Here is a 25,365-nt window from a genome sequence, read left to right on the forward strand (position 1 = left end):
GCAAGGAATCAGACTCGCTCCCTCTTGACCAGTCACTACTCAGACAGGCTCCTAGAGAGCGTCACCAGTTTTACGGGCGAAACAAATGGTCCGATGATGTTGCCGAGATCATCAACCGGCACTTCGAGGTGGCCATTATCCACTTTTCGGGATTTCCACCGAAACAACCTTGGAGGCCGCCAACAAAGTTTTCGAGGGCGCGTCTTCCGGCGAGGCGTTTGGCCGTGAGGCGCCGCAGTCCTACAGCGGGCGCGCGATCATCATTCCGGCCAGCGCGACCTGATGGAGCGCATCCGTGCTCTCGGCGCTCGTCTGGTGTTCGCCCAATGCTACGACCCGATCGTCAGTGGGTGAACGAGTCCCAGATGCCGCGCGCCAAGACGATCTTGATTCCTCTGCCAGGAACGATCTTCAAGCAAGCCAACACATGGAAGGGAAGCGGCGGCTGATCGAGCGCCGCTTTCATACGTCCTTTTTGCCGTACGGCAATCCGGTGTTCATGTTGCGCGCAGAAAAACCTGATCCTCATGGCCTGCCGGCCCTAATGTGGCCGCGTAGTTCACGCCGTTGAGAGAAAACTTTGTCTCCGGCTGAGACGCACTCGGCAGCAGGTTATGCAAGCGCATTCCTTGCATGAAGTCTTCCGACGCCCAATGGGGGCCGTGCTGGAAGTCCAGGGGGAGGTACATTGATAGATTCGGCAGCGGACCCGGCTCGCAAGCCGACTGATCTGCCGGGCCTGAACTAGATGCCAGTCCCAACGGCGCGGGTTCATCAGCATTCAGTAGCCGCCAAAGCTCCTTCGGAGAGAACTGCTCAAGATTTAGAGCGAAGTACTCTGGACCGGCGGGGACTGGCGACGGGATGGATCGATCATCCAGCATTCGCTGAAGCTCGCCTGGAGAGAACTGCTCTGGATTGAAAGTAAACTCTTCTGGATCGACGGAGAGCGACTGGGCAGCGTGATCGTCCTGTCGTCCGCGAAGCTCGTCATGCAAGTCCCTTTCCAGTCGCTCAAGCTCCGCTGAAGGGACGGAGACTGGGGACGGGATGGATTGATCATTCAGATGATCCAGCACTCGCCGAAGCTCCTCCGGAGCAATCTGCTGTGGATAGAACGCGACGTGCTCTTGGACGAAAGCCGACGGGGCGGATTGATTATCCCGCCGTCCCTGAAGCTCCTCTCGTCGAGTGTCAGCTTCCTGCGACCCGCTGTACTGCGCAGCCGTGGCGCCGACGCGCCTCCGCTCCATCACTACCGCCTCTTCGGGATTGATGAGGGCCACGTTCAAGGCGTGAAGATTCAGCTTGGCGCGGCGTATGATCGGCGCGGCTCCTGACCGCAAGGTCCGGAGATGGTCTAATGCCCTAATGAGGAGCCTCGGATCACCCTTTCCGATGTACTCGTGCACGTCACTGCCATTCAGCGAATTACTGTCGAGCCGAGCAACAATGCTCGGTTTCTTTTTTGCGAAGAGCCAGCGGCTAAAGCCAAGAAGAGAACTTACATACCGCTCGGCAGTGACTTTGGCGCTCCCGTCCTTGATGAGGGCCTCCCCAAGCCCGAAAATCGCGGGAGCATCATCGGAATAAAGAGGCCGCCTGTCGTGCCGTATCAGAACCCCCGTTGACTGAGCCGGCTGCAGCGCCGAGGCTGGCGGCATTGCTCCACCACCTTCACCTGAATTGGCGATCTCGCTCAGCTGCCGCTCAATGGCAACGCCTTGCGGATTGTTTGTGGTCCTCGGCCTCTTCGCTGCTCTCAACCCAGCTGTATCACGCTCATCGTTGATGAGGACCTCCTCCCTTGGCAGGATATTGCTCCTTGCAATTGCACCCATCAGCCCGTTGGGGGACTGCTGGCCGTCGCTAGACACATTGGTACGGAGGCCACCGGGCGGCCCCCGATCGGGCATCGCGGCACCGGCTGGGCGCGCCTGGTGCAATTGCTGCTCAAAGGCCCCTTGGCCGACGTCGCTCGCTTCGGGCTCGTGCGAGACGGGGGGCTCTACCTGCGGCCAACCTCTTACATTGAATGAGTCAAAATTGTGCGGGTCCATCGCAGCCTCACGTTTACAAATCACCTGAGCAACCTTACTCGGGCAAGCTTTCGAAAACCTGACGAGGCCGTCGCTCGTCAAGTAATGCATCGCCACATTCGCAAAAAACGAGACTGCCCCGCGGCTCTCAATGGTCAATCATGGTGTCGAGGATAGCCACAGCTTGCACGACGTCGAGGCCATTCTCCTGTGCCGCCGCTACTGTCGTCGTTCGACGCTGCGTGTTGTTGTGTGTTCAACCGTGTCTGGTTGAAGACATCCATGTCTGGAGCCAGACACCAACGCAAGTAATTCGCCCGCTCGGCGCGAAGCACATGGTCTTGTCCCCTGATCAAGCAAGGCTCGTACCAAGGTCTTGGTCGGCAAGCCTGAGCCTGCGCCAGATCGGCTACGCGCTTCGGAAGTACGGGATTGTAACCAATCTGCCCTGATCCGGACTGTTGAGCTTGCGAGAATCTGGCTCGGTCTGTTCTGCGCCCACCTCCTGACGAAGCAGCTTCACACTTGCAAATCTGCACAAGTATCCGGGCTTCCCGCCCGAAGTGAATAAGTTCAGTGGGTTTCCGGAGCGGACCAACGACTTGACCTTCTCAACGATTTCATCGGGCAGCTTGCTGCCCTGTCGTGCGTTGATCTTGTTGCAGAGCTTGCAGTAGCGATATTGCCTCCCGTTCACATGATTTTTGTAAGATAGCCCATGCACTGCAAACTCGTGGCCGCGCCGGCAATGTGTGCGGGAGCTATAATGTGCGCCTTTCAGCTTGTCCGTCGCCTTTGCATTCGCAATAGCAAGCCGCTTGGCTTCCGCGCCCCACTCCGGATAGAGCTTGCAGTGCTTGCGAAATTTCGTAAGCGATGCGATTGCCGGACCAAATTTCCCGCCGCCGCAGATGCGTCTTAGCGTTCGGCCGGGCGTAATGCTTTCATGGTTTCGTCGAGGCAACTGCCGACCTTCGAACAATCGCTTTGGTGCGGACAGATGGCACAGGCTTCCATTGTCATGTTCAGCTCCGGCAGATGCAGAGCCTGAGTCGCGGCGGAGCGGTGGCGGTCCCTGCCACAGCCGTTCCAAAATCGAAGAGAGCCAACTTTTGAGTCGCGGGCCTATTGCCCTCGCCTCACGGTTGCGGAACAATCAGACTGTCTTTTCAGGGGGCTGATATGGCTATTTTCCTAAAGATCGTTTCCGGCGTTTATCTCGCTTTGTTTGGCTGGTACTTTTCCTGACGTTGAGCATCCCAACGCCTTTGAACGCTTCCGTAGCGAGCGCTGGCGCTAGCGTTATCGTCTTCATGATTGCAATCGGCCTATCTATTCCGGCGGTTGCCCTCTTCGCCTTCGGCCAGGTGGTCGGCGACGTCCGGATCATGCGCAACAATGCGCGGCTACAGAGCGAACACCTAAAAGCGATGCGGGCGTATTACGAGCCCAGCAATTCCCGGTGAGGCAGGAGACAACGAAACGGATCACGAAGCCGCATGCTGGACTCCACCGGACTGGCCCAGAAGCGCGCCTGCCTTGACCTCAATCCTTCAACTCATAGCGAGCTTTGAGGTGATGGAAATGTTTGAAGTCAATCACCCTGTGATGCTGAAGCATTCCAACGACTATACCGGGGTGTATCCCTAACTCGCCCGCGAATGTAACTATGGCCTTCGCTGATCGCGGTCGCGTAGCCTTGAACGCCGCAAAGCGTTCAGTTCCGACCAATATGTCTTCAGCCCATGCATCGGCTTCATCTTCGAATCCATCACCTTCGCCGCCGTGATCGTCCGCGAACGCTCTCCCCTTATGCAGGGTGATATGCGCCGCTTCATGAAAAAATGTCCACCAAAAGTGGTCATTAGTTTTCATGCGTAGAGACATTTGAATAATCGCCCGATTGCCTTCGATCCATCGCGCGGAGCCATACAAGCACGTCTTCTCGATCGGCTTTTCGAGAACCATCGCAACCCCCGCACCACGGCACAACTCAACCATCCGGGGATAGAACTCTTCCGGGTCTTTCACGGTGAGTGTGCGAATCTCTCGAACTGCAACCGCAAACTTTCCTTCGTCATATGCAGGAATATCCATCGCGCGCGCCTGCCGCTCTCCCAGAAGAAGCCACGCTGCAACGTGATACGGGGACGTTTTATGGGCCTTGGACTGACGGTGACGTACAGCCATATTCGCCAGACGGGCGTCGAATGCCTCAATGCCGCCTACTCCGAAAAATTGGAGAAGGCCATCGAAAAGCCGGGCCGGCTCATTTGTGGCCGGGAGTATCTTGCGTTCCTTCAACACCTTCACGGGGAAGCGAGCCAAGGTCGCCTTTGCTTGTTCTGCTTCAACTTCCTTGGCCGCCTTTGCCTGATGCAAATCCCAGTCAGCCTGAAGGCCGGTCCAAATATCAGCCTTCATGCCGAGCACCCGCTCAAGCTTAAGTGCGGTCTCGGCTGTCACCGGATTCGCGCCACCTAGAATGGTGCTAACCAGCTTCGGCGTCATGTTGGCCAGACGCGCAAATTCCGCCTGCGACAGGCCCCTGCTCGCTAGATGCTCTGCCAGATGTTCGCCAGGATGGACTGCCCAGTCAGGCGACCAGGCCTTCTTCTGTGCCGCTCCGAATCTAGCCATCTCTTTACCCTCGTTCAAATTGTGACCAGCTCTTCGCTTTTTACTTCCCGTGATAGTCGTCGACCGCTTCAATCATGATCGCCGTTACCCTCAATGGATCAATTCCGCCATCTTCCTTTGTTGGCACCGGCTGATGATCGGGCCGGAAAATTAGGCGCCAGTTATCCTTCAGCACGACGGCGAAGCGACCAGCAAGGTTCATCTTCAATTCATGGCACCGCTCAGGCGGCGTGCGGGGGACATCCGCCAAAGTCGGGGCGTTTGCCAGCACGCCAAGTCGCATCTGGATGGGCTTGGCCAGCTGCCCGAAAGCCTTTTTGAGCTCTGCCTCGGACTCCATCTGTCGACGGAGCTTTTTGCTCGAGAAGTCCAATTCCATGCCCGGGGTCCGCCCGTTACCTAGAAGGTAATAAACCACGAATCGTTACGCAATAGGTAACAGGACAATCCGACCGTTAAAAGGATGGACCACTCAAAGTTCCGGTGAATTTTGCCGATTTGGCCATTTTTTCTCGGAGGTCGTTCAAGCGCTTCCGCCGGCAGCTTCCATTCAGCGAGCGGCGATCGAAAAGACGAGATCGCCCGCGCGTTCGCCAGCTTGATCCATGCGCACCGGCGGCGCCGAACGACCCTTGCGGCAGGACCGGCATTTTAACGAGGCTTCCAGCTTCCAGATCGGCGTATCCCGTGGCCGGCGGATGGCATCGAGCGGCAGGCTAGCCCGGGTGTTGCAGCGTTTGCATTCGACCTCGAGCCAGCCTAGCTACTTTCCGGCGCAAAAATCGCGGCTCTGAAGGGCGGGGTCAACCACGCAGGCAACGAGAAGCCCCGCGGGGGCGGCGGGGCGATGAGAGGCCAAGATTGGCGCTGGAAGTGAACTACCTTTGGAGTGACTGTTCTTCCATCACGCGACCGATGCTCATGAGATTGTCAGCGACAACGCCGAGCCCGACCGACCGCTTCATCCCGGTGCTGCCTTTGTAGTGGCAGCGATCGAGCCCGTGCCGCCGGTTGGCCACGCTGATGCGTCCCTCGCATCCGGTCCGCCATTTCTGTCCGTTGCGGAACCAACGCTTCTTCTGCTCGCGCTTGCGCGCGACGCTTTTGATGGAGCGATTGGGGATGCAGACGCGTTTGACGCCGCTCGCCTTCGCCGCGGCTTCATTCCTGGCGGAATAGAACCCGGCGTCTGCTGCGACCAGACGTGGCGTGCGACCGAGCTTGGCTTGGTGGATTTCGATGGCCGGGATCAACAGGTCCGAATCACTCGGCCGCCGGTCGTAGACTTCGTAGTCGATCACGATCTGGTTTTCGGCTTCCTGCAGCTTGACCATCTTGGCGAACTCGTTGGGCTTGCCGGCCTTGCCCTTGCGAATGATCTCCGTCGAGGGCTCGAACACGCTGAAGAGCTTGTCCTCCGCCCGCGTGTTGCCGCGGAAGATGCGTTCCCGGGTTTGCTGCATCACCTGCCGTACGAGCGACATCATCGTTTCCAGCTCCTGCCGCAAGCCTTGCAGCGCCAGCCGCTTCAAGATGCCCCTGGCCCGTTTCACGCCGGTGGCGATCTCATGGGAGAAGCGCTTCGCTTGCCCCACCACACGGCTCGTCGAGTTCAACAGCCGCCGGTAGCCTTGCTTGAGCTTCTCGTGATTGAGCGGTCCTTTGGCACGTGCGGTTCGCGAGATATCGAGCAGGCGCAGTTTTACGCTTCGCGTTCGGTCGCGCAGTTTGGTTCCGGCCGTGCCGACGATCTTGGTGACCTTCTTCATGATGCGGATCAACACCCTTACCCCGTCGCCCAGCAACGTGCTGTCGGTCGGGTAATGGATGTTGGTCTCCACCACCGTCGTATCCACGCGCATTCTGCGTCCCTGCGTCACCCCTTTGCTGCGCGATTTGCACGATCCGTTCGTGGATCTGCCTGATTGTTTCCGGATCCACAGCCAGGCCCCAGCGCCCCATCGTCTTGGCGTCCGGCGTCTCGCCGCCGCCCACCCGGGTGAAGTCGCGATACACCAGATTGGCGCGCACTTCGCGTTCCAGCACGTGATAGCTCCAGGTGCGAACGTGCTTGAGGATCAACAATCGCAACATTACCTCGGCCGGCGCGCCCAGCCGACCACGACCACGACTCTTGGGATGTCGTCTCGCCAGCGCCTCGTACACCGCACCGACGATCTGTTCATCCGCCAGAACCCGGTCAGCATAGGTCATCCAGCCTTCGCGAAGATCGCTCACTTCCCCGGCGATCAAGCCGTCGCCGAAGCTCAGTTGCGCTCTGCTCATCTCAATCACGTTTCTTCCTCCCCCGCGGCAGCGCCGCATCAGGGCGCAGCAGGTGGTGATTGAGCTCGCAGATCGCCTCGATCGCGTCTTTCAGCTTCTGGTAGTTGTCCAGCCAACGGCGCACCTCGGCAACGCGCTCGCGCCGCACGCTGAACTGACGCACGCGTCCGCCCGCATAGCTTACCGTCAGGACATGCACCTGGTGCCCTTCGCCGCGCGCGCATTTCGGGCAGCCGCTCTTATGACGAACCGTGCGCTCCAGCAGCGAGCCACGCAGCAGTTCGCCGGTGACCGGTAGCTTGTCGACAAGCTTCTCACGCGTTTGAAGGGCTCGATCACGACTCATTCGCAAGAATGGATCAATGCTGCCGCTTCAAGTCAACGCCAATCCGTCCGACCTTGCAGTTTTCGCCACAGCGAGCGATTCTGGCAGCCGCACAAGGCCGCCGATTTTTGCGCCGGACAGTAGCTAGGGGAAGGCTTTCCCCTTTTTGGCGGTTCTGCAAAGTTAGCTATTCAAATGGGCCACTGTCGCGTGTTTCTATGGACGGTTGCCTTTCATGCGAGTGTCTGGAGAAAGTAATGGAAATCTACTGCAAGGGAACAGCTCGCATCAGGCACAATACGACCGCCGAAATCTACGAGATCGAAAGCGACGAGCTGGACTGGGATGCAGTGGGCAGCGACGAACGCCAGATGGGGCCGGAAATCCACTATGAGGCAGCCGTCGAGCATCCCAACCTAGGGGAGCTGACCTGGGGCCTTTGGGAGTATCCGGTCGGTCTCGAGAATTATCATGAGACAAACGCCGGGCCTCATGAGGTGATCGAGGATTTTGACTACGGCCTCGAGCATGGCGGACCCGAGCCTGATGAATGGGTCGATTACTCTGTCCCCGATAACCCCTTCTCGATCTTCATGAGCTCCTATCACCATACCGGCGATTTGCTCGCGGACCATGGAAGCGATAGCGGGGGCCACTTGGTCAATCGTATGATCTTTTCGCATCAGATCACTGCAATGGAAGCCTTTCTGGCCGACAAGTTGAAAAACGAGATCGAGGCTGATGCAGCTGCTTTTCAGCGCCTAATCGATCAGGATGATGATCTTGCGAAGGAGAAGTTCACGCTCGCCGAAATTGCGAAGGACCCGGCGCTCGTCGAGAGAAAAGTTCGGGAGCACCTTCGCTCGATCCAGTATCACAATCTCGCTAGGGTCGATGTTCTTTACAACATTGCGCTTGGCATTCGTATCCTGAGCCTGGCCAACGACAAACAGAGCCTCTTCAAGGCGGTGATGCTGCGCCATAACTGTGTCCACCGGAACGGGTTCGACAAGAACGGGAACGAGCTGAAGGTCTTCACCAAGGCGTTCGTTCAGGACACGGCCGATCTGGTCAAGAGCTTCGTCGAAAACATCGAGAACGCGGTGCGAGCGAGACCGGCGGGAACATCTTAGCGCATCATGCACCGGACAGATCGACCGGCCCAGGTAGCTGATGTCGATCCGGCCGACAATCCTGAAACACCTAGGCGCGCAACAGCCCGACCGTCCCGGGATTAAGTGCGGTCCGCACAGTGTCGAGCGGCTCGGCATCGACCGAGAATACAATGACTCACCGGCCCAGTGATGAATCTGGACTAGTGTTGCCGGCGGCAGCGCGCCGAGCAATGTCACTTTCGCCTCGGCATCGGCAAAGCCATCCAGGTGCGGTACTCGGACAGCATAAAGCCTTGCTGCAAAGTACGCCCACATCGCTTTGGTCTTTGCGGTCGGCCAATTCAGCTGCGCGCTCTATGCCGCAACGGCTTCCGAGTTGAGCCATCCTCGAAGTTCCTGACCCGTTTGGAAGGTGGCTGGGGTGGCAGCCTTCGATGTGATGGTCGCCGATGCAACGGCGCCGTGCCGTACGTACCAGCCCTCGAAGCGCAAAGACGGCTTGCTCGCGCGCGCCATCGAGCCTTCCATTTGCGAGACAGCCCCTCCCCTTTCCACGCGGCCGTTGCCGTAGTTCCACAAACCGAACACCGAGCTTATCCAGCCTCCCCCGTTCGTCGAACGGCACGCCCTCCAGCCGCGGCTGCCGAGTCGCCATAAGAGACTCGATTATCTCGTGCATGAGGCTGTGATGGGTCGGGCAACTAGCAGAATTCCTGTACTGGCTCCGTCAAGCCGTCATCGAATGAAACGACAAAGGATAAATATGATGCGCCCCGGTGACGCTTCCATACTGAAGACAAATAGCACAGGGGCACCGCGGACCGGGATCAAGGGCCAGGCGGGCCGCTGCGACCCAGATCTGGCGACGAGCCAGCCTCGCCCGTCCGAGCTGTTTCGACTCCTCTACCATTCTCGCCGCGATCATCGCGCGCTGACTTGGCGTCAGTATTTCAGTCAAGCGCGCGCGGTATTGCTCGTAGGTTTCGCCTTCGTGGACGGGCACTCGATTTCTCGCATGACGCTTCAGTATTTCGAACCACGGATTCATCCTTCCTCTCCTTGGAGGCGAAGCAAGCGCTCTTCTTCGGGTGCGATCCTGCGCAAAGCCGCTTCGGGAACGGATCTCAGCATCGAGATCGTCGATCACGGCTTTCGACATATTGAACCGATCAGGATGCTTGGCGGAGCGAGTTGGGAAGAGTTGAAAAGCAGATTCGAGGCATCATCACCGCATCAAAGATGGTATATATCAACCGTCGAACCCCCGCCGATCTTGCACTCGAATATGGCGGACATCTATCGGCAGCGCGTCTTGGCACTTTATGAAAGCCTGCAGAGCGAAGAGGAGAAAGCCGAGGCGGCGGAGGTGCTCCGTACCTTGGTCGATCAGGTGACGCTTGTGCCCGAAGCGGAACAACTCGCCATCGTGCTGCGGCGTGACCTGGCCGCGATCCTGCGATTTGTGGCGGGTAAGAAGAACCCGACTTCCTCTCGGAAGCCGGGGCTCGAGCTATGCGGGATTTTGGGTGACGAGGCGATCAGGCGGCGTGGTTTGCCGGCATGTGGATGACCTCGATGCCGTCGTTGAATCTGACACCTGCAATCACCTTCGGCAACTGATTTGTGCCTTTGAGCCGCCGCCAAGTCTTTGATGCGGCGATAACCAGCTTCAACACCATCAGCCTGGCGGTCGTTGACGACAGTGATCCTTTCGTCCGCACGGTCCTGTGCCGCACGGTCGCGAACACGCTTTCAATGGATTGGTAACCGGTATGAGATTTCTCGGTGCCAAGGTTCCGCTGCGGTGTTCTACATCGTGGCGTATGGTGCGACCATCGGGACAGAGGCACCGGGAGCACGAAGTGCGGGCAGGCCGATACACACGATGAGCCGAGAGCTCGTGTTAGTAGCTGGCCGCCTCTGCGACTCGCCCGGTTGCGCCGTGAGCGCGAATCCGTAGTTGTCGTGTCGCCCGCCGCTCCCGCTATAACCAACAGAAGGGAGGACGCGCCGATGCGACGCGTGATTGGTATTGATGTTCACCGAACCTTCGGCGAGGTGGTAATCTGGGAAGACGGCATCCTTCGACATGCCGGTCGGGTCGACATGACCCGGACCGCCCTTGAAGGGATGGGCAAGAGTCTGCGGTCGACCGATGAAGTGGTGATCGAGGCGACCGGCAACAGCATTGCGGTCTCGCGAGTGCTGGCGCCATTCGTGGCGCGGGTGATTATCGCCAATCCGTTGCAGGTGAAGGCGATCGCCCAGGCTCACGTCAAGACCGACAAGATCGATGCCGGCACGCTCGCCAGCCTCCAGGCAGCGGGCTACCTGCCGCAGATCTGGACGCCTGATGCGGCGACCGAACGCAAGCGCGCTGGTGGCGCGGCGCTACCAGCGTCGTGCGGCATCGCACGCGGCTCAAGAACGAGGTGCATTCGATCCTGCACGCACACCTGATCCCGAAGTGCCCACATGCCGATCTTTTCAACGCCCGCGGCCGGGCGTGGCTGGCCGCTCAACAGTTGCCGGACGATGAGCGCGCAGCGATCGACCGGCACGTTCGTGAGCTTGACCGGCTGGCGGAAGACCTGGCCCTGCTCGACCGCGAGATCGCGCAGGACGCCATCGACGATCCCGCGGTCAACAGATTGATGACGATCACCGGCGTGAATCTGGCAGTCGCCGCCGGGATCGTGGCGGCGATCGGGGACATCAGCCGGTTCAACAGCCCGCAGAAGCTGGTGAGCTATTTCGGGCTGAACCCGCCGGTGCGGCAGTCGGGACTGGGAGTCGCCCATCACGGTCGCATCAGCAAGATCGGCCGTTCTCACGCGCGCGCCATGCTGGTCGAGGCGGCCTGGGCCGCGGCCAAGGCGCCCGGTCCACTGCATGCGTTTTTCGTGCGCATCCGCGCCCGGCGCGGCCACAGATCGCCGCGGTGGCCGTGGCTCGCAAGCTCACTGTGCTCTGCTGGCATTTGTTGACGAGGGGCGAAGATTACCTGTGGGCGCGCCCAGCGCTGGTCGCCAACAAGAATCGCGCGATGCAACTTCAAGCCGGACATCCGCAACAGAAAGGCAACCGGCGTGGACCAGCCTATGCCTACAACATCAAGTCGCTGCGCGACCGCGAGATGTTGATTGCCGCCCAGGCAGAGCAAAGCTACGAACGGTTCGTGTCACAATGGAAACCGCGGCGGCCAAAATCCGGCGCGCGGGCGCCTCAGCTCGGCAGGACAAAATAGGCAGTCCGGTGACGCTTGCAGCCGATGCGTCACGCTTCGCCACGAGGTCGCCCGCGCCCGACAACCATAATCGCCACTGACGGCAAGTGCCAGCCAGGAATGCAATCCCGTTCCACGCCAGCATGCCGCCGTGCTCGGGCCGGTCAAGGCCAAGCCTTGCGGTGGCCGCAAACGCGGCCAGCCTTGACCGCCCCTGCGCGCGGCGGCTGAGTGATCGGTGGCCGGGACGGAAGAATGACCCGCAGCGCGACCGAACAAAAGAATGGACTTACAGCGGTTTCCGCAATCGTCGTCTCGGTCTTGAAGAAATCGCTTGTTCATCTCATCAAGTTATGAGGGCTTAAACGGCGAAAGAGGCCCCCTATGCGGGAGCCTCTTTCAAAGATCTTTAGACTCAGGTAGCGGCCCAACGGCAAATGTCGCAACGCGCCATCACTCCCGGAGTGGTCAGGTTTATCGCTAACTCGTGCCCCCCTGTCAAGTTCCTTAAAAAATAGTCGGTCGCAGTCTAAATGCCAGATATCTCTTACGAATTTTTAACGAAGTTCTTTACCGACTATTTGCCGTTCTCCCCAACGCCCAGCCAGGTTGAGGATTTTCAGTCTCATTTGACCCTTGTAAGTCCCTACCTACTTGAGGCCTCCCTGATCGAAGTCAAGGAGGGAACCAAGGGTGAAATACTCAAATACCTCCCGAATGATTGGCGACCGGCGATCTTCTCCGTATATAACCGCAAAGTGGCTGAACACGCCCAGCTGTTCCCGGTCTTTCACTCTTTCGAGAACGCTTTGCGCTCAACTGTCGCAGTGACCTTAGAGCAGCACTACAAGCATCCACGGTGGTGGCGCGCCATTTACGAGGAGCTAAAGAAGGGCGGGAGAGCCAAGAATATTGCCCAGATCGGCGGCGTTCCACTAACCCGCCATGCGGCCTTTAGAATCGGCACGGTCATCTTGGACATTGAGGGCAAGCAGTTCCCCAATGGGCCGATTGATGCAATGGCGAACGGCTACGAGTTTATGCACGATTGTCATTTGGCCCACATACGGCAGCTTGTTGAGGAACACTGGGCGGTATTCTCCCCAAAATTCCAACCGCTAAGTGCAGCCGACTTCACCGCCAAATTTGAGAAGGTGCGGGAGGCGCGGAATGCGGTTTATCACCACCGATCACTATCCGGCATGTCGGACGTTGTGGCGGCCGCCGAAGAGCTTTTGGACAAGCTCAATTTCTGCCTGAAATTCGTTCACGGCAAAGTCGCAGACTGCGAGCCGACAAAACTTGCCTTTTCGGTCGAAGCCGAGAAGAGGCACCGCACTTGGGTGGTCTAATTTCCAACTGAGACACCACCTCCGAAGATCCCGAGAGCTGACACGACTAACCGCGCCGCCTTGTTGTCCTGGCGTGGACGATCAGTTGGTGTCATCAAAAGAAATACTCGGGCGCCAGCCATTTGTGTGGGACGCCGGTCGTCAGACCGCCATCGATGACGATCTCGGAACCGGTAAGATAACTGGACTCGTCGCTGAGCAGGAACAAGACTGCCTGCGACACTTCCTGCGGCCGGCCTGCCCGTCCCAGCGGAATGGGGAAAATGGAGGGATCGAAGCTCTCGGTCATCGGCGTGGTGATGAAGCCGGGATGGATCGAGTTGACGCGGACGCCCGAGGCCGCGGCCTCGAGCGCAGCAGACTTGGTTATGCCCCGCACGCCGAACTTGGAAGCAACATAGGCATGAAGCCCGGCAGTGCCCCGCAGCCCCTCGACGGACGAGATGTTGACAATCGAACCTCCGCCCCCGCGCCGGATTGCCGGCAGGGCCGCCTGCATTCCAAGGAACGCACCGGTTAAATTGACGGCAATAACCTTGTTCCACTGATCGAGCGGGAACTGCTCGATCGAGGCCATGCTGGCGATACCAGCATTGTTAACCAGCCCATGCAACGCGCCGAAGCGGCTCTCGGCGGTCGCGACCGCCCTAGCCCACTCCTCCGGCTGGGTGACGTCCTGACGCACATAGACGGCGGAAGTGCCCAGTTCAGCCGCGAGAGCCTCTCCTTCTGTATGAAGAATATCAGTGATTACGACCTTGGCGCCTTCAGCGACAAGCAGGCGCGCATGAGCTGCACCCATGCCGCGAGCTCCGCCGGTTACCAGAATGACCTTTTCGTTCACACGTCCCATGACATGTTCCTTGCTTCGCTCCGTTGATCAGTGGCGGTGCAGCGGGGCGATCAGCTCGAGCCCATCTTTCTCGCGTAGACCCAAACTGGACACCTTGACGATCTCGCCGCCCGAAAGCTGGCGCGCCTTTTCATTCCAGAAGAACTCTTCATGGTCCTCCATCAGTTCTTCCTACGCCGACTTGGCCGGATGCCTGCTCTAGCGAAATGGAGGTCAGCAGTTCGTAGGTGCAAGTGGAATTCTCCTCGAACATGCGCCCCGCCGCGCATGACCTAGCCATCCTTCGCCATGGGCATGGCTGCTGTCACCGAACTGCTCCGTCTTCTCGAAGGACGACATTCTCGCCCGATAGTCCCGCCCTTCTTGATGAGATAGGCTGCTGCCGCCTACCGGCGCCGGTTCCCACTAAACCGGCGTTCGCGGCGCCGCCTGCTGCGTTGGATCAGGCTTTGACGAGGCGAGAGCAACGCACATGAGGTTCTCCCGCGTGCAGCGGCGGGAAGATCCAGGTCTTTCTAATCAGCGCGCCAATGATGGCGCGCAGAAAAGCTAGGACATCTGATTGCAAGGCAAAGCTCCCGCGACCGTTCCGTGCGCCGGGCACGTCACCAGCTACCGCAATCGATACGGTCTCTCCGCACAAGCAGGGCGCGGAGACATGGATCTGCCGTGAGATCGTCTCAATAAAAGGGCGATCACACTACGCCTGCCGTGCAGCTCTCATCCGAACTTGAACAACACACCGTATCCGCCGCGCGGATAGCTCCATTCGATGTCGCCGGTGGGCTCGCCGATGACCCGGCAGGTGCCGCACTCGATGCAGCCGTCGACGGTGACCTCGACCTGCCCCTTGTCGTTGAGCTCATAGCAGCGCGCCGGGCAGACCTTTAAAAGTGCAAGCAGCTGCGGGGATGGCTTCGTGTGTGCGCGCACTTTGATGTGGGGACGACCGACGTCGACGAGATAGCGGTTGTAGAACAGCTTGTCCTCGACGCGCACTGATGTCTCAACATTCATATTTCAGCTTCCTTGGCTTCGATTATGGCTGGTTAGCGCCAGGCACGGGCGAGGCGGAATGCATCGCCAAATAGACCGCTCCAGGACCGCGCATTGACAAAGGATTTCAATGTCACCTTCTCTTTCTCAGCCTTCGGCGTACCGTCGACGCGTACATAGTTCTGCATCGCCCTGGAGACGAGCTGCGGATAGGTGAGAAAGAAGTTTTGCGAGTTGGTATGCATCAGCATCGGCATATCCTTGTGCTTCTTGAGATCCTTAATCACGAAGGAGTCGTCCAGCATCTTCTTGTAGACTGACAGATTTGCCGCGGTCATGGGATGGCTGCGCGATTTCACCTGGACGATCGCTTCCGCCGCGATGCGGCCCGAAGTCATCGCGAGGTTAGAGCCCTCGCGATGAATGGCGTTGTTGAGCTGCGCCGCATCGCCCACCACTACCCAGCCATCGCCATAGAGCTGCGGGATCGCCTTGTAGCCGCCTTCAGGAATGAGGTGCGCGGAGTATTCCTTGACCTCCGAGCCCTCGATCAGGGGCGCCACGGACGGGTGACGCTTGAAGCGGTCGAGCAGCCCATATGGCGTCTCTCCGGTGCGCTGAAAGTCGGCGACGATACAGCCGATGCCGATCGAGATGCACTCCTTATTGGCATAGATGAAGCCCATTCCGGTCATGCCACTGGAAATGGTGCCGGCCGCTTCGACAACGACGCCTTCGTCGCCCTTGAGATTGAAGTGGGCCTCGATGGTTTCACGCGGCAAAAAGTGCATTTCCTTAACTGCGAGTGCCACCTTGTCGGGCTTGGGCCGCTCGCGCAGGCGCGCACGCGTACCGAGAAGGCCATTCACGCCTTCGGCCAGCACCACGACATCTGCGTGGATTTCGCCGTCGCGGCGATCCGTACGAACACCGATGACTTTCCCATGGGCGTCCCGCGCGAGCTCAGTGACGGTGGTCTCGCACAGCACGGTCGCGCCGGCCTCGCGCACTTTCGAGGAGAACCATTTGTCGAACTGCGCGCGGATGATCGTGTACCGGTTCGGCCGCTCCTCGTTGAAGTCTTCGGAGCGGTAGTGCACGCCGAGATGGGAGCGATCGTCCATTATCCAGAACCGTTGCTCGACGAGATGACGTTCGAGCGGCGCGTCATCGCGGAAGTCCGGGATCAGCTTTTCGAGCATGTCGGCATAGAGGATTGCGCCCTGAACATTCTTCGATCCGGCATATTCACCGCGCTCGAGCTGCAGCACCTTCATGCCGCGTTGAGCCATGGCCAGAGCCGCCGCGTTGCCCGACATGCCGGCGCCGACCACGATTGCATCGAACTTCTCCTCGATCACAACAACCTCCTCTAGCTCGCGATCCGGTCGCGCGAATGCGGTGAAAGCCGTGCACGAAATGCGGCCGTCAGCGCTGGTAACAGGTGCATAGCGTCGTTGACGACGCCGATATGGGCAAAGTCAAAGATTGGCGCGTTCTTATCGGTATTGATGGCGACGATTAGATCGGCGCCCTCCACGCCGACCCGATGCTGGATCGCGCCGGAAATGCCTGCGGCGATATAGAGCTTTGGCCGGATGGTCTTGCCCGTCTGGCCGATCTGCCGGTCCGAGGTGACCCAGCCCTTTTGTACCAGCGGACGCGAACAGCCATATTCGGCGCCGAGCACGGCGGCGAGCTGCCGTACCAGCTGGAAACTCTCAGGCGAGCCCAATCCCAGCCCGCCGGCGACGACAACGTCGGCATAGGCGAGATTGGATTTGGCCGAATCACGGTCCGGCACAAAGGACAGCACCTTGGTGACGATGTCTTCTTCGAGCAGGCGGAGCGGATGCATGATAATGCGGGCGGCATCGCGCGCGACACGCTCTGGCATCGGCATCACGCGCGGGCGGACGGTTGCCATCTGCGGCCGGTAATTCAAGGTGTAGATCGTGCAAAGCAGCGATCCGCCAAAGGTCGGACGCGTGGCCGCAAGCGAACCATCCGCGTCGACGTCGAGCTCCGTGCAGTCGGCGGTGAGACCCGTCAGTAGCGTAGTAGCTACCGAGCCTGCAAGATCGCGACCGAGCGTGGTGGCGCCCAACAGCAGGATCTCTGGCTTGTAGGTGTTGACGAGATCGGTCAGCGCCTTGGTGTAGGACTCGTTACGATACTCCGACAGCACATTCTCGGTCACGAGATAGGTTAGGTCTGCGCCGTAGCAGAAGGATTCGAGCGCGGCGTTGCGCGTGGTCTCGGCCTCCGGGCCGATGACGACCGCGGCGAGATCAACCTTCAGCTTGTCGGCAAGCTTGCGGCCCGCACCCATGAGTTCCCAGGAGACGGGATGCACCTGGCCGCGCTCCTGCTCGACGAAGACCCAGATGTGCTTGTAGGCCTTAAAGTGCTCGGGCAATTCTTTTTTGATTCCTGCGCGGCCGCCCGCGGCCGGCGTAGGAGCTTTGGTGATGTTGCTCATAGCGTTGAATTCCCCTCAGAACCTGCGCGCCTGCGCCACAAGATCGGTCTCTAGCTTGGGTTGACCCTTCAAGATGGCTTTCATCAGCACCTCCGTCGGCTGCTTGGCGGCTTCCACCAGCCCCGCGCTCTCGGCGCGTGGCGACGGCGCAAAGGCGCGCTTGACGATGGTCGGCGAGCCGGGCACGACGCATTTCGAGACTCCTCGACGCCGGCCTCCTGCGCGCTCCATTTTACAACCGGCCCTAGCGCCGCGCGCAGGGCGGCGGTCATCACGGCGCTGCAAATCTGGCTGGTTGCTTCCGCCATGGCTGACCAGGCAGGGCAGCTTTGTGCGCAACATCTGCACGCCGCGTTCGGCACGGCGCTCCGCGTCCACCGTGGTGAGCGCGGCGATCTCGCCGCCGAACTTGTCACGCGATTGGAGCGCGGCCTCGAGCGCGAACAAGGCGTATCGGTTGATGATGCTCGCCCCCCTGACGCACGATGGCGTTGGTCACGGGATAGACCGCGAATCTGCACGGAATCGGGAACCTGCTTGGTGCAAACGATACTGTGCATGCCTTCTCCAGAAGTAGCGGAACGCGAGTTATCCATTGGCGGCCATCTCACGGTCAATCCCAGCGTCAATGGCGTCAAAGACAACTTCGAACGGCATTAACGCGAGCGTGACCCATAAGATGATGCCGGCGCGAGCGGCGAGCAGTAACGGCAACATGATTGGTCTTGCTCCAAATCTCATCTCGGAGGGCAACAATTCTGTGTAGTCGGCACCAATGACGGACTTGGCCAGAGAACAGCAAGTGCCGTACCAGTTGGGGCCATCAAAAATTAGACGTCCATTCAATGACTTGAGAAATTAAAGACTGGCCGTTAACGTCGCCGACAGTACAATTCCGACATACGTCGCGAATGCGACAGCGCCGCTTCGCGCATTGCTGTACAGAGTTGATCTGGATGAAGAGGAATATGGCACAACGCGCCGCGCCGACATGGCTTGAGGCAGATCTGAACTGATGTGTGAGGCTATTTTAGCGAGCTCAACGGCACGAAGGCCGCCGGTTTCTTGGGCTCCGCGACCGCATCCTTCAAGACCTTGAACACCCGCTGGTCCATCGGCGAGGACACCACGAAGTCGGCATAAGCCTGCTCCAGCACCGCCTTGCACCGCGACGTGACCTCGGCCTCCGCGCCATCTTCGAATACTTCCTTGGCGAGATATTGTCCCATGCGCTTTAAGATATGCAGGCGCGCGACGTTGACGATCTTGGGGTCGTAATCGACGCCAAGCAGCGCAAAAAAATCTTCGGCCGAGGAGGCCTTGTTGAGTCGATCCAGGATGCCGACTGCCGCCTGTGTGTTGCTCATCGAAAAATCTCCTTTGGGTTAGGTCGACCGGCCTGTGGTCGGGACCCGGCACCGGCTGGTCATCTCCTTGCGACGCTGCTTCGCGCAGGCGGCGCTGCATATGGCCTCCCAAGGCCTATGTCTTCGCGGATCAGCGAGGGCTTGCGCGGCACGCCGGCGGTTTCGACGTGATCGGCGGTAATGCCGACCATGGCTGCCTAACGCACCATTGGTCAACGAGCGCTCGCAGACGTCGCGCCAGATCGCCACCACCGTCTCGCACGCGACCGGCCGCTTGTGCTCGATGGCATGTTTTCCCACCCGCGACAGAATCTGTCTTGCGTCCTCGGCGCTGGCGGCGAGCTGCAATTCGTCAAGTAGGGTGGTGATCGACGACAGCCCGGAATGCTTGCCGATCACAATACGGTTGGATCGACCGAGCAAATTGGGGTCGAGCGACTGATACGTGCGTTGATCCTTCATTAGGCCATCGACATGAATGCCGGATTCGTGGGTGAATACATGCTCACCGACAATCGCCTTGTTCAGAGGAACCGTGCGTGCAGCCGCGGCTGCCACCAACGCGGCGACATTCTCGAGTTCCGGCAGCACGATGCCGGTGTCACGCCCGTAGAGCTGTTTGAGCGCGACCGCGACTTCTTCCATCGGCGCATTGCCCGCCCGCTCGCCGAGCCCGATGACGGTCACCGAGGCGTGGCTCGCGCCACCCTTGATGGCGGCGAGCGTATTGGCGGCCGCAAGCCCGAGATCGTCATGGCCGTGAAATTCGAGCTCGAGACCGGTGATCGCGCGCAAACGAGCCATCAGCGCATAGGTGGAGTCCGGATCGAGCACACTGAGCGTATCGGCAATACGAAAGCGCCGTGCGCCGGCGGCTTTTGCGGTGGCGATCAGCTTGATGAGAAAATCGACGTCAGCGCGGGAGGAGTCCTCGCCGGCGACGGCAACCTCAAGCCTACGCTCGCGCGCATAACTGACCACCCGCCTCACCTGCTCCAGCGCTAGTTCGCAGTTATCGCCAAGCTTGGCGGCAATCTGCACGCCAGAAGCCGGAATCGAGACATTGACCATCGGCACCTTGGCCTCGATTGCCGCATCGACATCGGCTTCACGCATCAGGCACCAGCCGATGGTGGTGAGCGGGAGACCGGCATCAACGATGGCGCGGATGGCGGCGATCTCCTCACTGCCCATCGCGGGCGTCCCCGCTTCGATCTCGGTGACTCCGGCCCGCGCCAGCGGCTGCGCGATCGCCACCTTTTCGTCGGTGGTGAAGGCAACGCCAGGCGCTTGTTCGCCGTCGCGCAGCGTCGTGTCGTTGAGCACGATCGGACTTCCCCATGCCGTCTCGGACCATGACTGTTTGGCAGAGGCGGCGGCGATCATGGGAGGCTCCTTGTTGGCTTTGGCAAAGCAAGGCTTGAGCAATGCGCATGCCACGCCGGCACCCGCCACAAGCCGTTGGACAAGCGCACATTTTTCGGCACCAGCCGGATTGTCGCAAACGCGACAGTGGCGAAGTCGACGCGTCCGCTTACGTCACGGCGCGATGGGATGGCATCAACTCCGCTTGCGGCTCAGATGGATGATCAGATCGACGCAGGAGACTTCGTGGTCTGGCAGCGGCTCGGGCACATTCACAAGCAGGAGATCCGCATCGGGAATATCGAGCAGGATATCCTCGCCGGGCAGATAATAATGCGGATGCGGCGAGGTGTTGGTGTCGTACAACGATCGCGACCCATCAAGACAGATCCGGCGCAACAGGCCGGCTTGCGTGAACTGGTTCAAAGTGTTGTAGACGGTAGACGATGAGATCGGAAACCCGGTCTCGCGCGCCTCGGCAAATAGCATCTCTGCGGTGACATGCTGGGCGCCTCTGGCAAACAACAGCTCGCTTAAGATCAGGCGCCGGCGCGTCGGTCGCAGCCCGGCCTTGAGCAACACATCCTTCCAGCCGGCGTCGGGACATTGCCCGCTGAGAGGGGCGGAGGCCGGTTCCACCTGCACCTCGTGGAAGCTCGCGCGATCCCCGGCGTCCGGAAGTCTGGCCAACGGACGATCCATCCGATGTCGCTCACATTGGCCAGGTGCCGGCCGCAACCGGGACAGCCGCCTGCAGCAGAACCTCGCGCCGGCGCTCGGCCATCCGGCTCTCGCCGCTTTCATCGCCGAAGCAGAGGTTGAAGTCGTTGCATTGCGTGCACACCGGCGTCGTGCACATGACAAGGCCGTCGTCCTCGCACAGCGTGCGATAGAAGAAGCGCTTCCAGCGCATATTATTGGTATTGCGCGCGGCTAGCGGCGCGAAATGGCGGCCTAGCAGCCGGGATAGTTCGCCACGACCGCGCAATCCGAGATCTTCCCACAAGTGATTTGGCTCGATCGCGCGACGCGCGATCATCCCAGCTAACCAGTTGCCGATGTCCCCTTCGGTCGAGCGTTGCGCGAGCAGGAGATCACGCAACATTGCGGCCTCGTCGCTCTCATTGCGCTTGAAACGCAAGAGCAACTCCTCCGCGTCTATCCGGATCGACGGGAAGTACTGCTCCAGCAACGCGGCCAGCTCATGGCTGGACAGACCGACCTTCTCGGAAACCAGACCACCATCCATCGTGGCGGCCGCTAGAATAGACGCCAGCACGTGGCGATCGAAATTGCTGTCACTGGTTATGTCGGCATCTACGGGGTCCGCCCCAGTGAGCAGGCGGTAGGTCGCAATTCCCCTATGCCGCTCACCGTTCGCTTCAGTCGCTCTGGCAGCCATAAGCGGAAACAATTGCGCTTCGAACATGGGTTGCCGATCTTTCCACAGTGATCAAGTATGCTTCGCTGCATCGTGATGCTGGTCACGACATTTTTCGCCGGAACGCCGACCTCCTTATTGAGCATTGGGAAGGCCGGCCTCCGTCGGTGTGTCCTTTACCCGGCTGCGAGTTCGGCTGCGGTCTTGCCGATGATGGTCTCGTCAACCGCCTCCATGATGCCGTGCTCCATCAGCATGTCCTCGAGCTCATCCATGGAGATCGGGGTCGGGATGATGCCCTTGCCGCCATTGTTGTGGATCTTGGTCGCGAGATTGCGATAGTGATCGGCCTGCTGGGATTTCGGCGCATACTCCAGCACGGTCATGCGGCGCAGCTCCGCATGCTGCACGACGTTGTCGCGCGGCACGAAATAGATCAGCTGGGTGCCGAGCTTCTTGGCCATCGCCTCCGCCAGTTCCAGTTCCTTGTCGGTCTGCCGCTCGTTACAGATCAGGCCGCCGAGCCGCACGCCGCCAGAGTTGGCATATTTCAGAATGCCCTTGGAAATGTTGTTGGCGGCATACATTGCCATCATCTCGCCAGACATAACGATGTAGATCTCCTGCGCCTTATTCTCGCGGATCGGCATCGCAAAACCGCCGCAGACGACGTCGCCGAGCACATCGTAGGAGACGTAGTCGATGTTCTCATAGGCGCCGTTCTCTTCCAGGAAGTTGATCGAGGTGATGACGCCGCGGCCGGCGCAGCCGACGCCCGGCTCCGGACCACCCGACTCGACGCAGCGGATGTCCTGATAGCCGATCTTCATCACGTCCTCGAGTTCCAGGTCCTCGACGCTGCCGGCATTCGCCGCCAAGCTCAAAATCGTGTCCTGCGCCTTGGCGTGCAGAATCAGGCGGGTCGAGTCCGCCTTGGGATCGCAGCCCACGATCAGGATCTTGTGGCCCATCTCGGCCAGCGCCGCCAACGTGTTCTGCGAGGTGGTCGACTTGCCGATACCGCCCTTGCCGTAGAACGCGATTTGTCTCAGTGAAGCCATGTTGCTCTCCATCAACCAATTTGCCAAAGATTGCGCGCTGCCTCGCGCGCGAGCTTGTTTCTCGCTCAGAAACGAGGCACACGGGTTCAAGGGAAGGAGAGCAGCGCTCGTCTTGCGCGTCTGCGTGCACTCAGCCCTTAGTCAGTGTTGCTGCATCCTGATAGCAACCGCCGTGCCAACCCTGTCCACGCTCTCTAAGTTTCTGATTACACTTTGAAAAATTCGGGAGCCGGTGGATGAAACCAGGTGTTTTGAACGTGACAGGATTCGTGCCGCTGTCAGAAGCCGGACAAGGATCGCTAGCATCAAAACGGGAAAACGCCGGCTTAGCGCGAGCCATTTCAATGCATTCATGCACGGAACAGAAATTGCTAACGCTCTTGCAAGCCGCTTTGTCGGAGCGGATTTTCAGGAGAGCAACAGTGCAGATTGGTGTCGAAACGTCGAAAGCAGTGGACCTGCGACGGGTGTTCGTGGTCGACGATAACGAGATCACCCGCGCGGCATTGCAATTCATGCTGCATGATGAGATCGAGACGCATGAGCTTGCAACGCCAGAAGAGGCCTTTGCCAGGGGCATCGATTGGTTAAAACCGCATGTGGTGTTGCTCGGAGCCTCTTATTTAAGCAAGAGGGGCCGGCGTGATCGGCGAATTGGCGGCCCATTTTCCCGACGCTCAGATCCTGATCATCGCGACAAATCCGACGAGGCCGACGCGGTCGAAGCCGTCAAGGCCGGCGCACACGGCGTTCTGGTCAAGCCGCTGACCTTGGAAACCATTCGCAAGAAGGCCGATACCATTCTCGAACGCGGCGGCGTCACGCCGGTCGTGCAGCTCAGTGTGCTCAAATAGGCCCGCGCCATGACGACGATCATTTTCTATCACAAACCCGGCTGCGCCACCAACGCGCGCCAGATGCAGGCGCTGAAGGCCGCGGGCCACCACGTGATTGCCAAGGATATCTTGAAGGAGCCGTGGCGTGCGGAGGAACTGCGCCGCTTGTTCGGCAATACGCCGGTCGCATCCTGGTTCAACCGCGCCGCGCGGCGTATTAAGTCAGGCGAAATTAATCCCGAAACAAGCGACGCGGCGAGCGCACTCGCGCTGATGCTGAGTGATCCGCTCCTGATAAGGCGCCCGCTGATCAACGCCGATGGCGCAAGATGCGCCGGATTCGATCATGGGCCCGTGCTGTCGCTGGTTGGGCGGAGCATGCAAGATGATGTCGAGCGATGCTCGCGCGAGGAAACCGGGGGACACTGCTCGAGCGGGTGAGCTGCAGAGCGCGTAGTTCCACCGAGAGGGAAAGGAGCGAAGTTTCCTCCGCTCCCCATTCTTGACGGGCGCGAGGAGCAAAGCTCGCTGAAGGCTGTCGGGGCTCTACACGCGCGTACATTTGGAATATTCAACGGCACTTCGGGGTCCCACTTTCGGTCCACCAGATGGTCTTGCCCCTGAAACGAGCGGGTCTCATGACGCGGCAGCCCGGCTCGCCGCGCAGCAACGAAATGCTGGTCGCTCCTGAGCAGCTATCCCTCTTGGAAATGCCAAACCGACCAGTCAAGACTTCTGTGTTGAGGTACCAGTCTAGCATGCTTTGAAAAAGGCGCTCGCCGCCTACCGGCGAGCGGGATTCATTGCCTCCGATGAGATACGGAGATCGTGCGTGCGCGGCGGCGACAATCAACTGGCGAGCTGTTCAGCTACGTTGACCTGGAGGCGCGGGTGCGGCGTGATCACGCGCTGCGATCATCCATCGGGAGCGAGGCGCTGTCGGCGCTATAGCGCGAGCTTGCGTCGCTCTATTCGCCGATTGGGCGGTCGTTAATCCCGCCGGAGAAGCTGCTGCGGGCGATGCTGTTGCAGGCGTCTGATAGGTGTCCTATTCCCCCCTGCGAGGTGCTCAACTAGCACAGCACAGCATTCTGCGGTGGAGAAATGCGCGCATCGGCCTGCGCCTTTCTGCTCGATAGCCTCCGCACGCAATGTGATACGAACGCCTTCGGCCTTATCGGAATGAGATCGGCGCGTCCCGTGATCGGCGATAAATTCCAGCACTGCAGCGCCAATCTCGGCAACTCGGCCGGCCACCTCAAGCCGCCGAGCGCGACGGCCTCTGATCGCCGCCATGAGTTCGAGAATCTGTTTCAGCGGGATCGCTTCGCCACCGAGCATGAGCGATGTCCAGCCCGTCCGCGCCCCACGGCAACGATGAGACCTTCGGCAACGTCGCGCATATCGGTTCACGACGAACTCAAAGGGCCTTGCGGACGCTCGTCGATGATGACGGCCAGATCGCGCCGAAATCCGAGCACGATAAACAATTTCGCCATTAAAAACATCGGTCCGAGCAACAGATGGATCGGATTGTCGACCAGTGCCGGTCGGCGACGTTCGAACACCTGGTGCCCAATAACCTGCGATGCACTGCCAATCACAATCAGGATAGCGGTAAGCGACCACATTCCGACAGTATTTGCCTGAACCACGAAAATGGCGGCGGCTGAAAGCAATACGATCGCAGCCCCAAGGATCGCGGCTCCAAGCGCGAAGTCAAGCAGGAACCAATAGATGAGCACCGGTATGGTAGCGATGGCCGCCACACTGGTTTGGATCCCGAACGCGGCGATGGACCATTGGCTGAGCGGAAGAACGGCAGCCATGAACAGGAACACGATACCGAAGACATGCATGGCGCAATTCCAAGGGGCGCGATGATACTCAACATAGTCGGCAAGCTGCCGCCGAAAAAATGAACTCATGCGGCACTCGGTTCGCCTGTTGTATCGGCAGGCGTGGCAAAGCTCATCAAGCGCATCTGCTAGGAGCCTGTCTGAGTAGTGACTGGTCAAGAGGGAGCGAGTCTGATTCCTTG

23 protein-coding genes and 6 pseudogenes are annotated in these 25,365 nt (G+C 59.6%); 8 read left to right on the forward strand and 21 right to left on the reverse strand.

Annotation, left to right across the window (positions count from 1 at the left end):
• Positions 1 to 497: 497 nt before the first annotated feature.
• Positions 498 to 2,198, reverse strand: a complete 1,701-nt coding sequence (locus KJQ96_RS40780) for a hypothetical protein (protein WP_249734880.1) — start codon at positions 2,196 to 2,198, stop codon at positions 498 to 500.
• Between the two features lie 250 nt (positions 2,199 to 2,448).
• Positions 2,449 to 3,195 carry a hypothetical protein gene (locus KJQ96_RS34795; protein ID WP_213290735.1) on the reverse strand — a complete coding sequence of 249 codons (747 nt, stop codon included), beginning with the start codon at positions 3,193 to 3,195 and terminating at the stop codon, positions 2,449 to 2,451.
• A 157-nt stretch (positions 3,196 to 3,352) separates the two neighbouring features.
• Here KJQ96_RS34795 and KJQ96_RS34800 point away from each other — a divergent pair, with 157 nt between their 5' ends.
• Positions 3,353 to 3,505, forward strand: coding sequence for a hypothetical protein (locus KJQ96_RS34800; protein WP_213290736.1), 153 nt, complete (start codon positions 3,353 to 3,355; stop codon positions 3,503 to 3,505).
• Positions 3,506 to 3,584: 79 nt separating this feature from the next.
• Here the strand turns inward: KJQ96_RS34800 and KJQ96_RS34805 are convergent, their stop codons facing one another.
• The 4 genes and pseudogenes from KJQ96_RS34805 to KJQ96_RS34820 form a co-directional block, all read right to left on the reverse strand.
• Positions 3,585 to 4,679: a HigA family addiction module antitoxin gene (locus tag KJQ96_RS34805; protein WP_057850887.1), complete on the reverse strand. Its 1,095-nt coding sequence runs from the start codon at positions 4,677 to 4,679 to the stop codon at positions 3,585 to 3,587.
• Between the two features lie 40 nt (positions 4,680 to 4,719).
• Complete coding sequence (locus KJQ96_RS34810; protein WP_057901262.1) at positions 4,720 to 5,058, reverse strand: type II toxin-antitoxin system RelE/ParE family toxin; 339 nt, start codon at positions 5,056 to 5,058, stop codon at positions 4,720 to 4,722.
• A 499-nt stretch (positions 5,059 to 5,557) separates the two neighbouring features.
• Positions 5,558 to 6,965, reverse strand: a pseudogene (locus KJQ96_RS34815) (ISNCY family transposase).
• Position 6,966: 1 nt separating this feature from the next.
• Positions 6,967 to 7,311, reverse strand: coding sequence for a DUF6788 family protein (locus tag KJQ96_RS34820; protein WP_213290737.1), 345 nt, complete (start codon positions 7,309 to 7,311; stop codon positions 6,967 to 6,969).
• 197 nt (positions 7,312 to 7,508) lie between these two features.
• On the opposite strand from KJQ96_RS34820, the gene KJQ96_RS34825 reads away from it, so the two are divergent.
• Both KJQ96_RS34825 and KJQ96_RS34830 read left to right on the forward strand, forming a co-directional pair.
• Positions 7,509 to 8,423, forward strand: a complete 915-nt coding sequence (locus KJQ96_RS34825; protein WP_249734883.1) for a hypothetical protein — start codon at positions 7,509 to 7,511, stop codon at positions 8,421 to 8,423.
• Between the two features lie 748 nt (positions 8,424 to 9,171).
• Positions 9,172 to 9,975 carry a hypothetical protein gene (locus KJQ96_RS34830; protein ID WP_213290738.1) on the forward strand — a complete coding sequence of 268 codons (804 nt, stop codon included), beginning with the start codon at positions 9,172 to 9,174 and terminating at the stop codon, positions 9,973 to 9,975.
• Here the strand turns inward: KJQ96_RS34830 and KJQ96_RS34835 are convergent.
• Positions 9,944 to 10,162, reverse strand: a pseudogene (locus KJQ96_RS34835) (IS256 family transposase); the annotation flags it as partial. The gene KJQ96_RS34830 and the pseudogene KJQ96_RS34835 sit on opposite strands and share 32 nt — an antisense overlap.
• A gap of 274 nt (positions 10,163 to 10,436) precedes the next feature.
• Between KJQ96_RS34835 and KJQ96_RS34840 the strand changes: the two are divergent.
• Positions 10,437 to 11,652: pseudogene (locus KJQ96_RS34840) on the forward strand (IS110 family transposase).
• Positions 11,653 to 12,164: 512 nt separating this feature from the next.
• Positions 12,165 to 12,983: a hypothetical protein gene (locus KJQ96_RS34845; protein ID WP_213290739.1), complete on the forward strand. Its 819-nt coding sequence runs from the start codon at positions 12,165 to 12,167 to the stop codon at positions 12,981 to 12,983.
• 94 nt (positions 12,984 to 13,077) lie between these two features.
• Here KJQ96_RS34845 and KJQ96_RS34850 read toward each other — a convergent pair whose 3' ends face one another.
• The 12 genes and pseudogenes from KJQ96_RS34850 to nifH all read right to left on the reverse strand — a co-directional run bounded on the left by KJQ96_RS34850 (position 13,078) and on the right by nifH (position 22,488).
• On the reverse strand, positions 13,078 to 13,836 hold the full coding sequence (locus tag KJQ96_RS34850) for a glucose 1-dehydrogenase (RefSeq protein WP_213290740.1): 759 nt from the start codon (positions 13,834 to 13,836) through the stop codon (positions 13,078 to 13,080).
• A gap of 27 nt (positions 13,837 to 13,863) precedes the next feature.
• A complete protein-coding gene (locus KJQ96_RS41540) occupies positions 13,864 to 13,998 on the reverse strand; it encodes a hypothetical protein (RefSeq protein ID WP_256441716.1) in 135 nt (44 codons plus the stop codon).
• Between the two features lie 558 nt (positions 13,999 to 14,556).
• The gene (locus KJQ96_RS34855; RefSeq protein ID WP_028350609.1) at positions 14,557 to 14,853 is read right to left on the reverse strand and encodes a ferredoxin family protein; all 297 of its coding nucleotides are present in this window, start codon (positions 14,851 to 14,853) and stop codon (positions 14,557 to 14,559) included.
• A 32-nt stretch (positions 14,854 to 14,885) separates the two neighbouring features.
• Complete coding sequence (locus KJQ96_RS34860) at positions 14,886 to 16,193, reverse strand: FAD-dependent oxidoreductase (protein WP_057853688.1); 1,308 nt, start codon at positions 16,191 to 16,193, stop codon at positions 14,886 to 14,888.
• An 11-nt stretch (positions 16,194 to 16,204) separates the two neighbouring features.
• Positions 16,205 to 17,314: an electron transfer flavoprotein subunit alpha/FixB family protein gene (locus KJQ96_RS34865; protein WP_213253652.1), complete on the reverse strand. Its 1,110-nt coding sequence runs from the start codon at positions 17,312 to 17,314 to the stop codon at positions 16,205 to 16,207.
• Positions 17,315 to 17,329: 15 nt separating this feature from the next.
• Positions 17,330 to 17,874 (reverse strand): annotated as a pseudogene (locus tag KJQ96_RS34870) (hypothetical protein).
• 28 nt (positions 17,875 to 17,902) lie between these two features.
• Positions 17,903 to 18,031: a hypothetical protein gene (locus KJQ96_RS41545; RefSeq protein ID WP_256441717.1), complete on the reverse strand. Its 129-nt coding sequence runs from the start codon at positions 18,029 to 18,031 to the stop codon at positions 17,903 to 17,905.
• Positions 18,032 to 18,339: 308 nt separating this feature from the next.
• Complete coding sequence (gene nifW / locus KJQ96_RS34875; protein ID WP_213290741.1) at positions 18,340 to 18,681, reverse strand: nitrogenase stabilizing/protective protein NifW; 342 nt, start codon at positions 18,679 to 18,681, stop codon at positions 18,340 to 18,342.
• Positions 18,682 to 18,699: 18 nt separating this feature from the next.
• On the reverse strand, positions 18,700 to 20,067 hold the full coding sequence (gene nifV / locus KJQ96_RS34880) for a homocitrate synthase (protein ID WP_249734885.1): 1,368 nt from the start codon (positions 20,065 to 20,067) through the stop codon (positions 18,700 to 18,702).
• Positions 20,068 to 20,241: 174 nt separating this feature from the next.
• Positions 20,242 to 20,736, reverse strand: a complete 495-nt coding sequence (gene irr / locus KJQ96_RS34885) for a Fur family transcriptional regulator Irr (RefSeq protein ID WP_213290742.1) — start codon at positions 20,734 to 20,736, stop codon at positions 20,242 to 20,244.
• Between the two features lie 22 nt (positions 20,737 to 20,758).
• Complete coding sequence (locus tag KJQ96_RS34890; RefSeq protein WP_108522739.1) at positions 20,759 to 21,475, reverse strand: nitrogen fixation protein NifQ; 717 nt, start codon at positions 21,473 to 21,475, stop codon at positions 20,759 to 20,761.
• Between the two features lie 128 nt (positions 21,476 to 21,603).
• On the reverse strand, positions 21,604 to 22,488 hold the full coding sequence (gene nifH / locus KJQ96_RS34895; protein WP_057853693.1) for a nitrogenase iron protein: 885 nt from the start codon (positions 22,486 to 22,488) through the stop codon (positions 21,604 to 21,606).
• 422 nt (positions 22,489 to 22,910) lie between these two features.
• Here nifH and KJQ96_RS34900 point away from each other — a divergent pair.
• The 3 genes and pseudogenes from KJQ96_RS34900 to KJQ96_RS40790 all read left to right on the forward strand — a co-directional run.
• Positions 22,911 to 23,342: pseudogene (locus KJQ96_RS34900) on the forward strand (response regulator).
• A 9-nt stretch (positions 23,343 to 23,351) separates the two neighbouring features.
• Positions 23,352 to 23,765, forward strand: a complete 414-nt coding sequence (locus KJQ96_RS34905) for an ArsC/Spx/MgsR family protein (RefSeq protein ID WP_213290743.1) — start codon at positions 23,352 to 23,354, stop codon at positions 23,763 to 23,765.
• Between the two features lie 391 nt (positions 23,766 to 24,156).
• Positions 24,157 to 24,359 (forward strand): annotated as a pseudogene (locus KJQ96_RS40790) (IS5/IS1182 family transposase); the annotation flags it as partial.
• On the opposite strand, the gene KJQ96_RS34910 reads toward KJQ96_RS40790, so the two are convergent.
• Entirely contained in the window at positions 24,315 to 24,665 is a 351-nt protein-coding gene (locus KJQ96_RS34910) for a hypothetical protein (protein WP_213290744.1), read from the reverse strand. The pseudogene KJQ96_RS40790 and the gene KJQ96_RS34910 overlap by 45 nt on opposite strands.
• 68 nt (positions 24,666 to 24,733) lie before the next feature.
• Positions 24,734 to 25,365 (reverse strand): Mpo1-like protein (locus KJQ96_RS34915; protein WP_249734888.1); only part of this gene is annotated, 632 nt, incomplete at its 5' end.

It is taken from the genome of Bradyrhizobium sp. sGM-13, from assembly GCF_018398875.1.
Classification (GTDB): domain Bacteria; phylum Pseudomonadota; class Alphaproteobacteria; order Rhizobiales; family Xanthobacteraceae; genus Bradyrhizobium.

Bases quoted from the DNA above. Each gene is read 5' to 3' on its own strand.
- nifW (WP_213290741.1), bottom strand. From the start codon at position 18,681: ATGAGCAACACACAGGCGGCAGTCGGCATCCTGGATCGACTCAACAAG.
- KJQ96_RS34800 (WP_213290736.1), top strand. From the start codon at position 3,353: ATGATTGCAATCGGCCTATCTATTCCGGCGGTTGCCCTCTTCGCCTTC.
- KJQ96_RS41545 (WP_256441717.1), bottom strand. From the start codon at position 18,031: ATGTTGCCGTTACTGCTCGCCGCTCGCGCCGGCATCATCTTATGGGTC.
- KJQ96_RS34805 (WP_057850887.1), bottom strand. From the start codon at position 4,679: ATGGCTAGATTCGGAGCGGCACAGAAGAAGGCCTGGTCGCCTGACTGG.
- KJQ96_RS41540 (WP_256441716.1), bottom strand. From the start codon at position 13,998: ATGGAGGACCATGAAGAGTTCTTCTGGAATGAAAAGGCGCGCCAGCTT.
- KJQ96_RS34855 (WP_028350609.1), bottom strand. From the start codon at position 14,853: ATGAATGTTGAGACATCAGTGCGCGTCGAGGACAAGCTGTTCTACAAC.
- KJQ96_RS34890 (WP_108522739.1), bottom strand. From the start codon at position 21,475: ATGTTCGAAGCGCAATTGTTTCCGCTTATGGCTGCCAGAGCGACTGAA.
- KJQ96_RS34820 (WP_213290737.1), bottom strand. From the start codon at position 7,311: ATGAGTCGTGATCGAGCCCTTCAAACGCGTGAGAAGCTTGTCGACAAG.
- KJQ96_RS34865 (WP_213253652.1), bottom strand. From the start codon at position 17,314: ATGAGCAACATCACCAAAGCTCCTACGCCGGCCGCGGGCGGCCGCGCA.
- KJQ96_RS34825 (WP_249734883.1), top strand. From the start codon at position 7,509: ATGGACGGTTGCCTTTCATGCGAGTGTCTGGAGAAAGTAATGGAAATC.
- KJQ96_RS34905 (WP_213290743.1), top strand. From the start codon at position 23,352: ATGACGACGATCATTTTCTATCACAAACCCGGCTGCGCCACCAACGCG.
- KJQ96_RS34810 (WP_057901262.1), bottom strand. From the start codon at position 5,058: ATGGAATTGGACTTCTCGAGCAAAAAGCTCCGTCGACAGATGGAGTCC.
- KJQ96_RS34845 (WP_213290739.1), top strand. From the start codon at position 12,165: ATGCCAGATATCTCTTACGAATTTTTAACGAAGTTCTTTACCGACTAT.
- nifV (WP_249734885.1), bottom strand. From the start codon at position 20,067: ATGATCGCCGCCGCCTCTGCCAAACAGTCATGGTCCGAGACGGCATGG.
- KJQ96_RS34850 (WP_213290740.1), bottom strand. From the start codon at position 13,836: ATGGGACGTGTGAACGAAAAGGTCATTCTGGTAACCGGCGGAGCTCGC.
- KJQ96_RS34830 (WP_213290738.1), top strand. From the start codon at position 9,172: ATGCGCCCCGGTGACGCTTCCATACTGAAGACAAATAGCACAGGGGCA.
- nifH (WP_057853693.1), bottom strand. From the start codon at position 22,488: ATGGCTTCACTGAGACAAATCGCGTTCTACGGCAAGGGCGGTATCGGC.
- KJQ96_RS34910 (WP_213290744.1), bottom strand. From the start codon at position 24,665: ATGCTCGGTGGCGAAGCGATCCCGCTGAAACAGATTCTCGAACTCATG.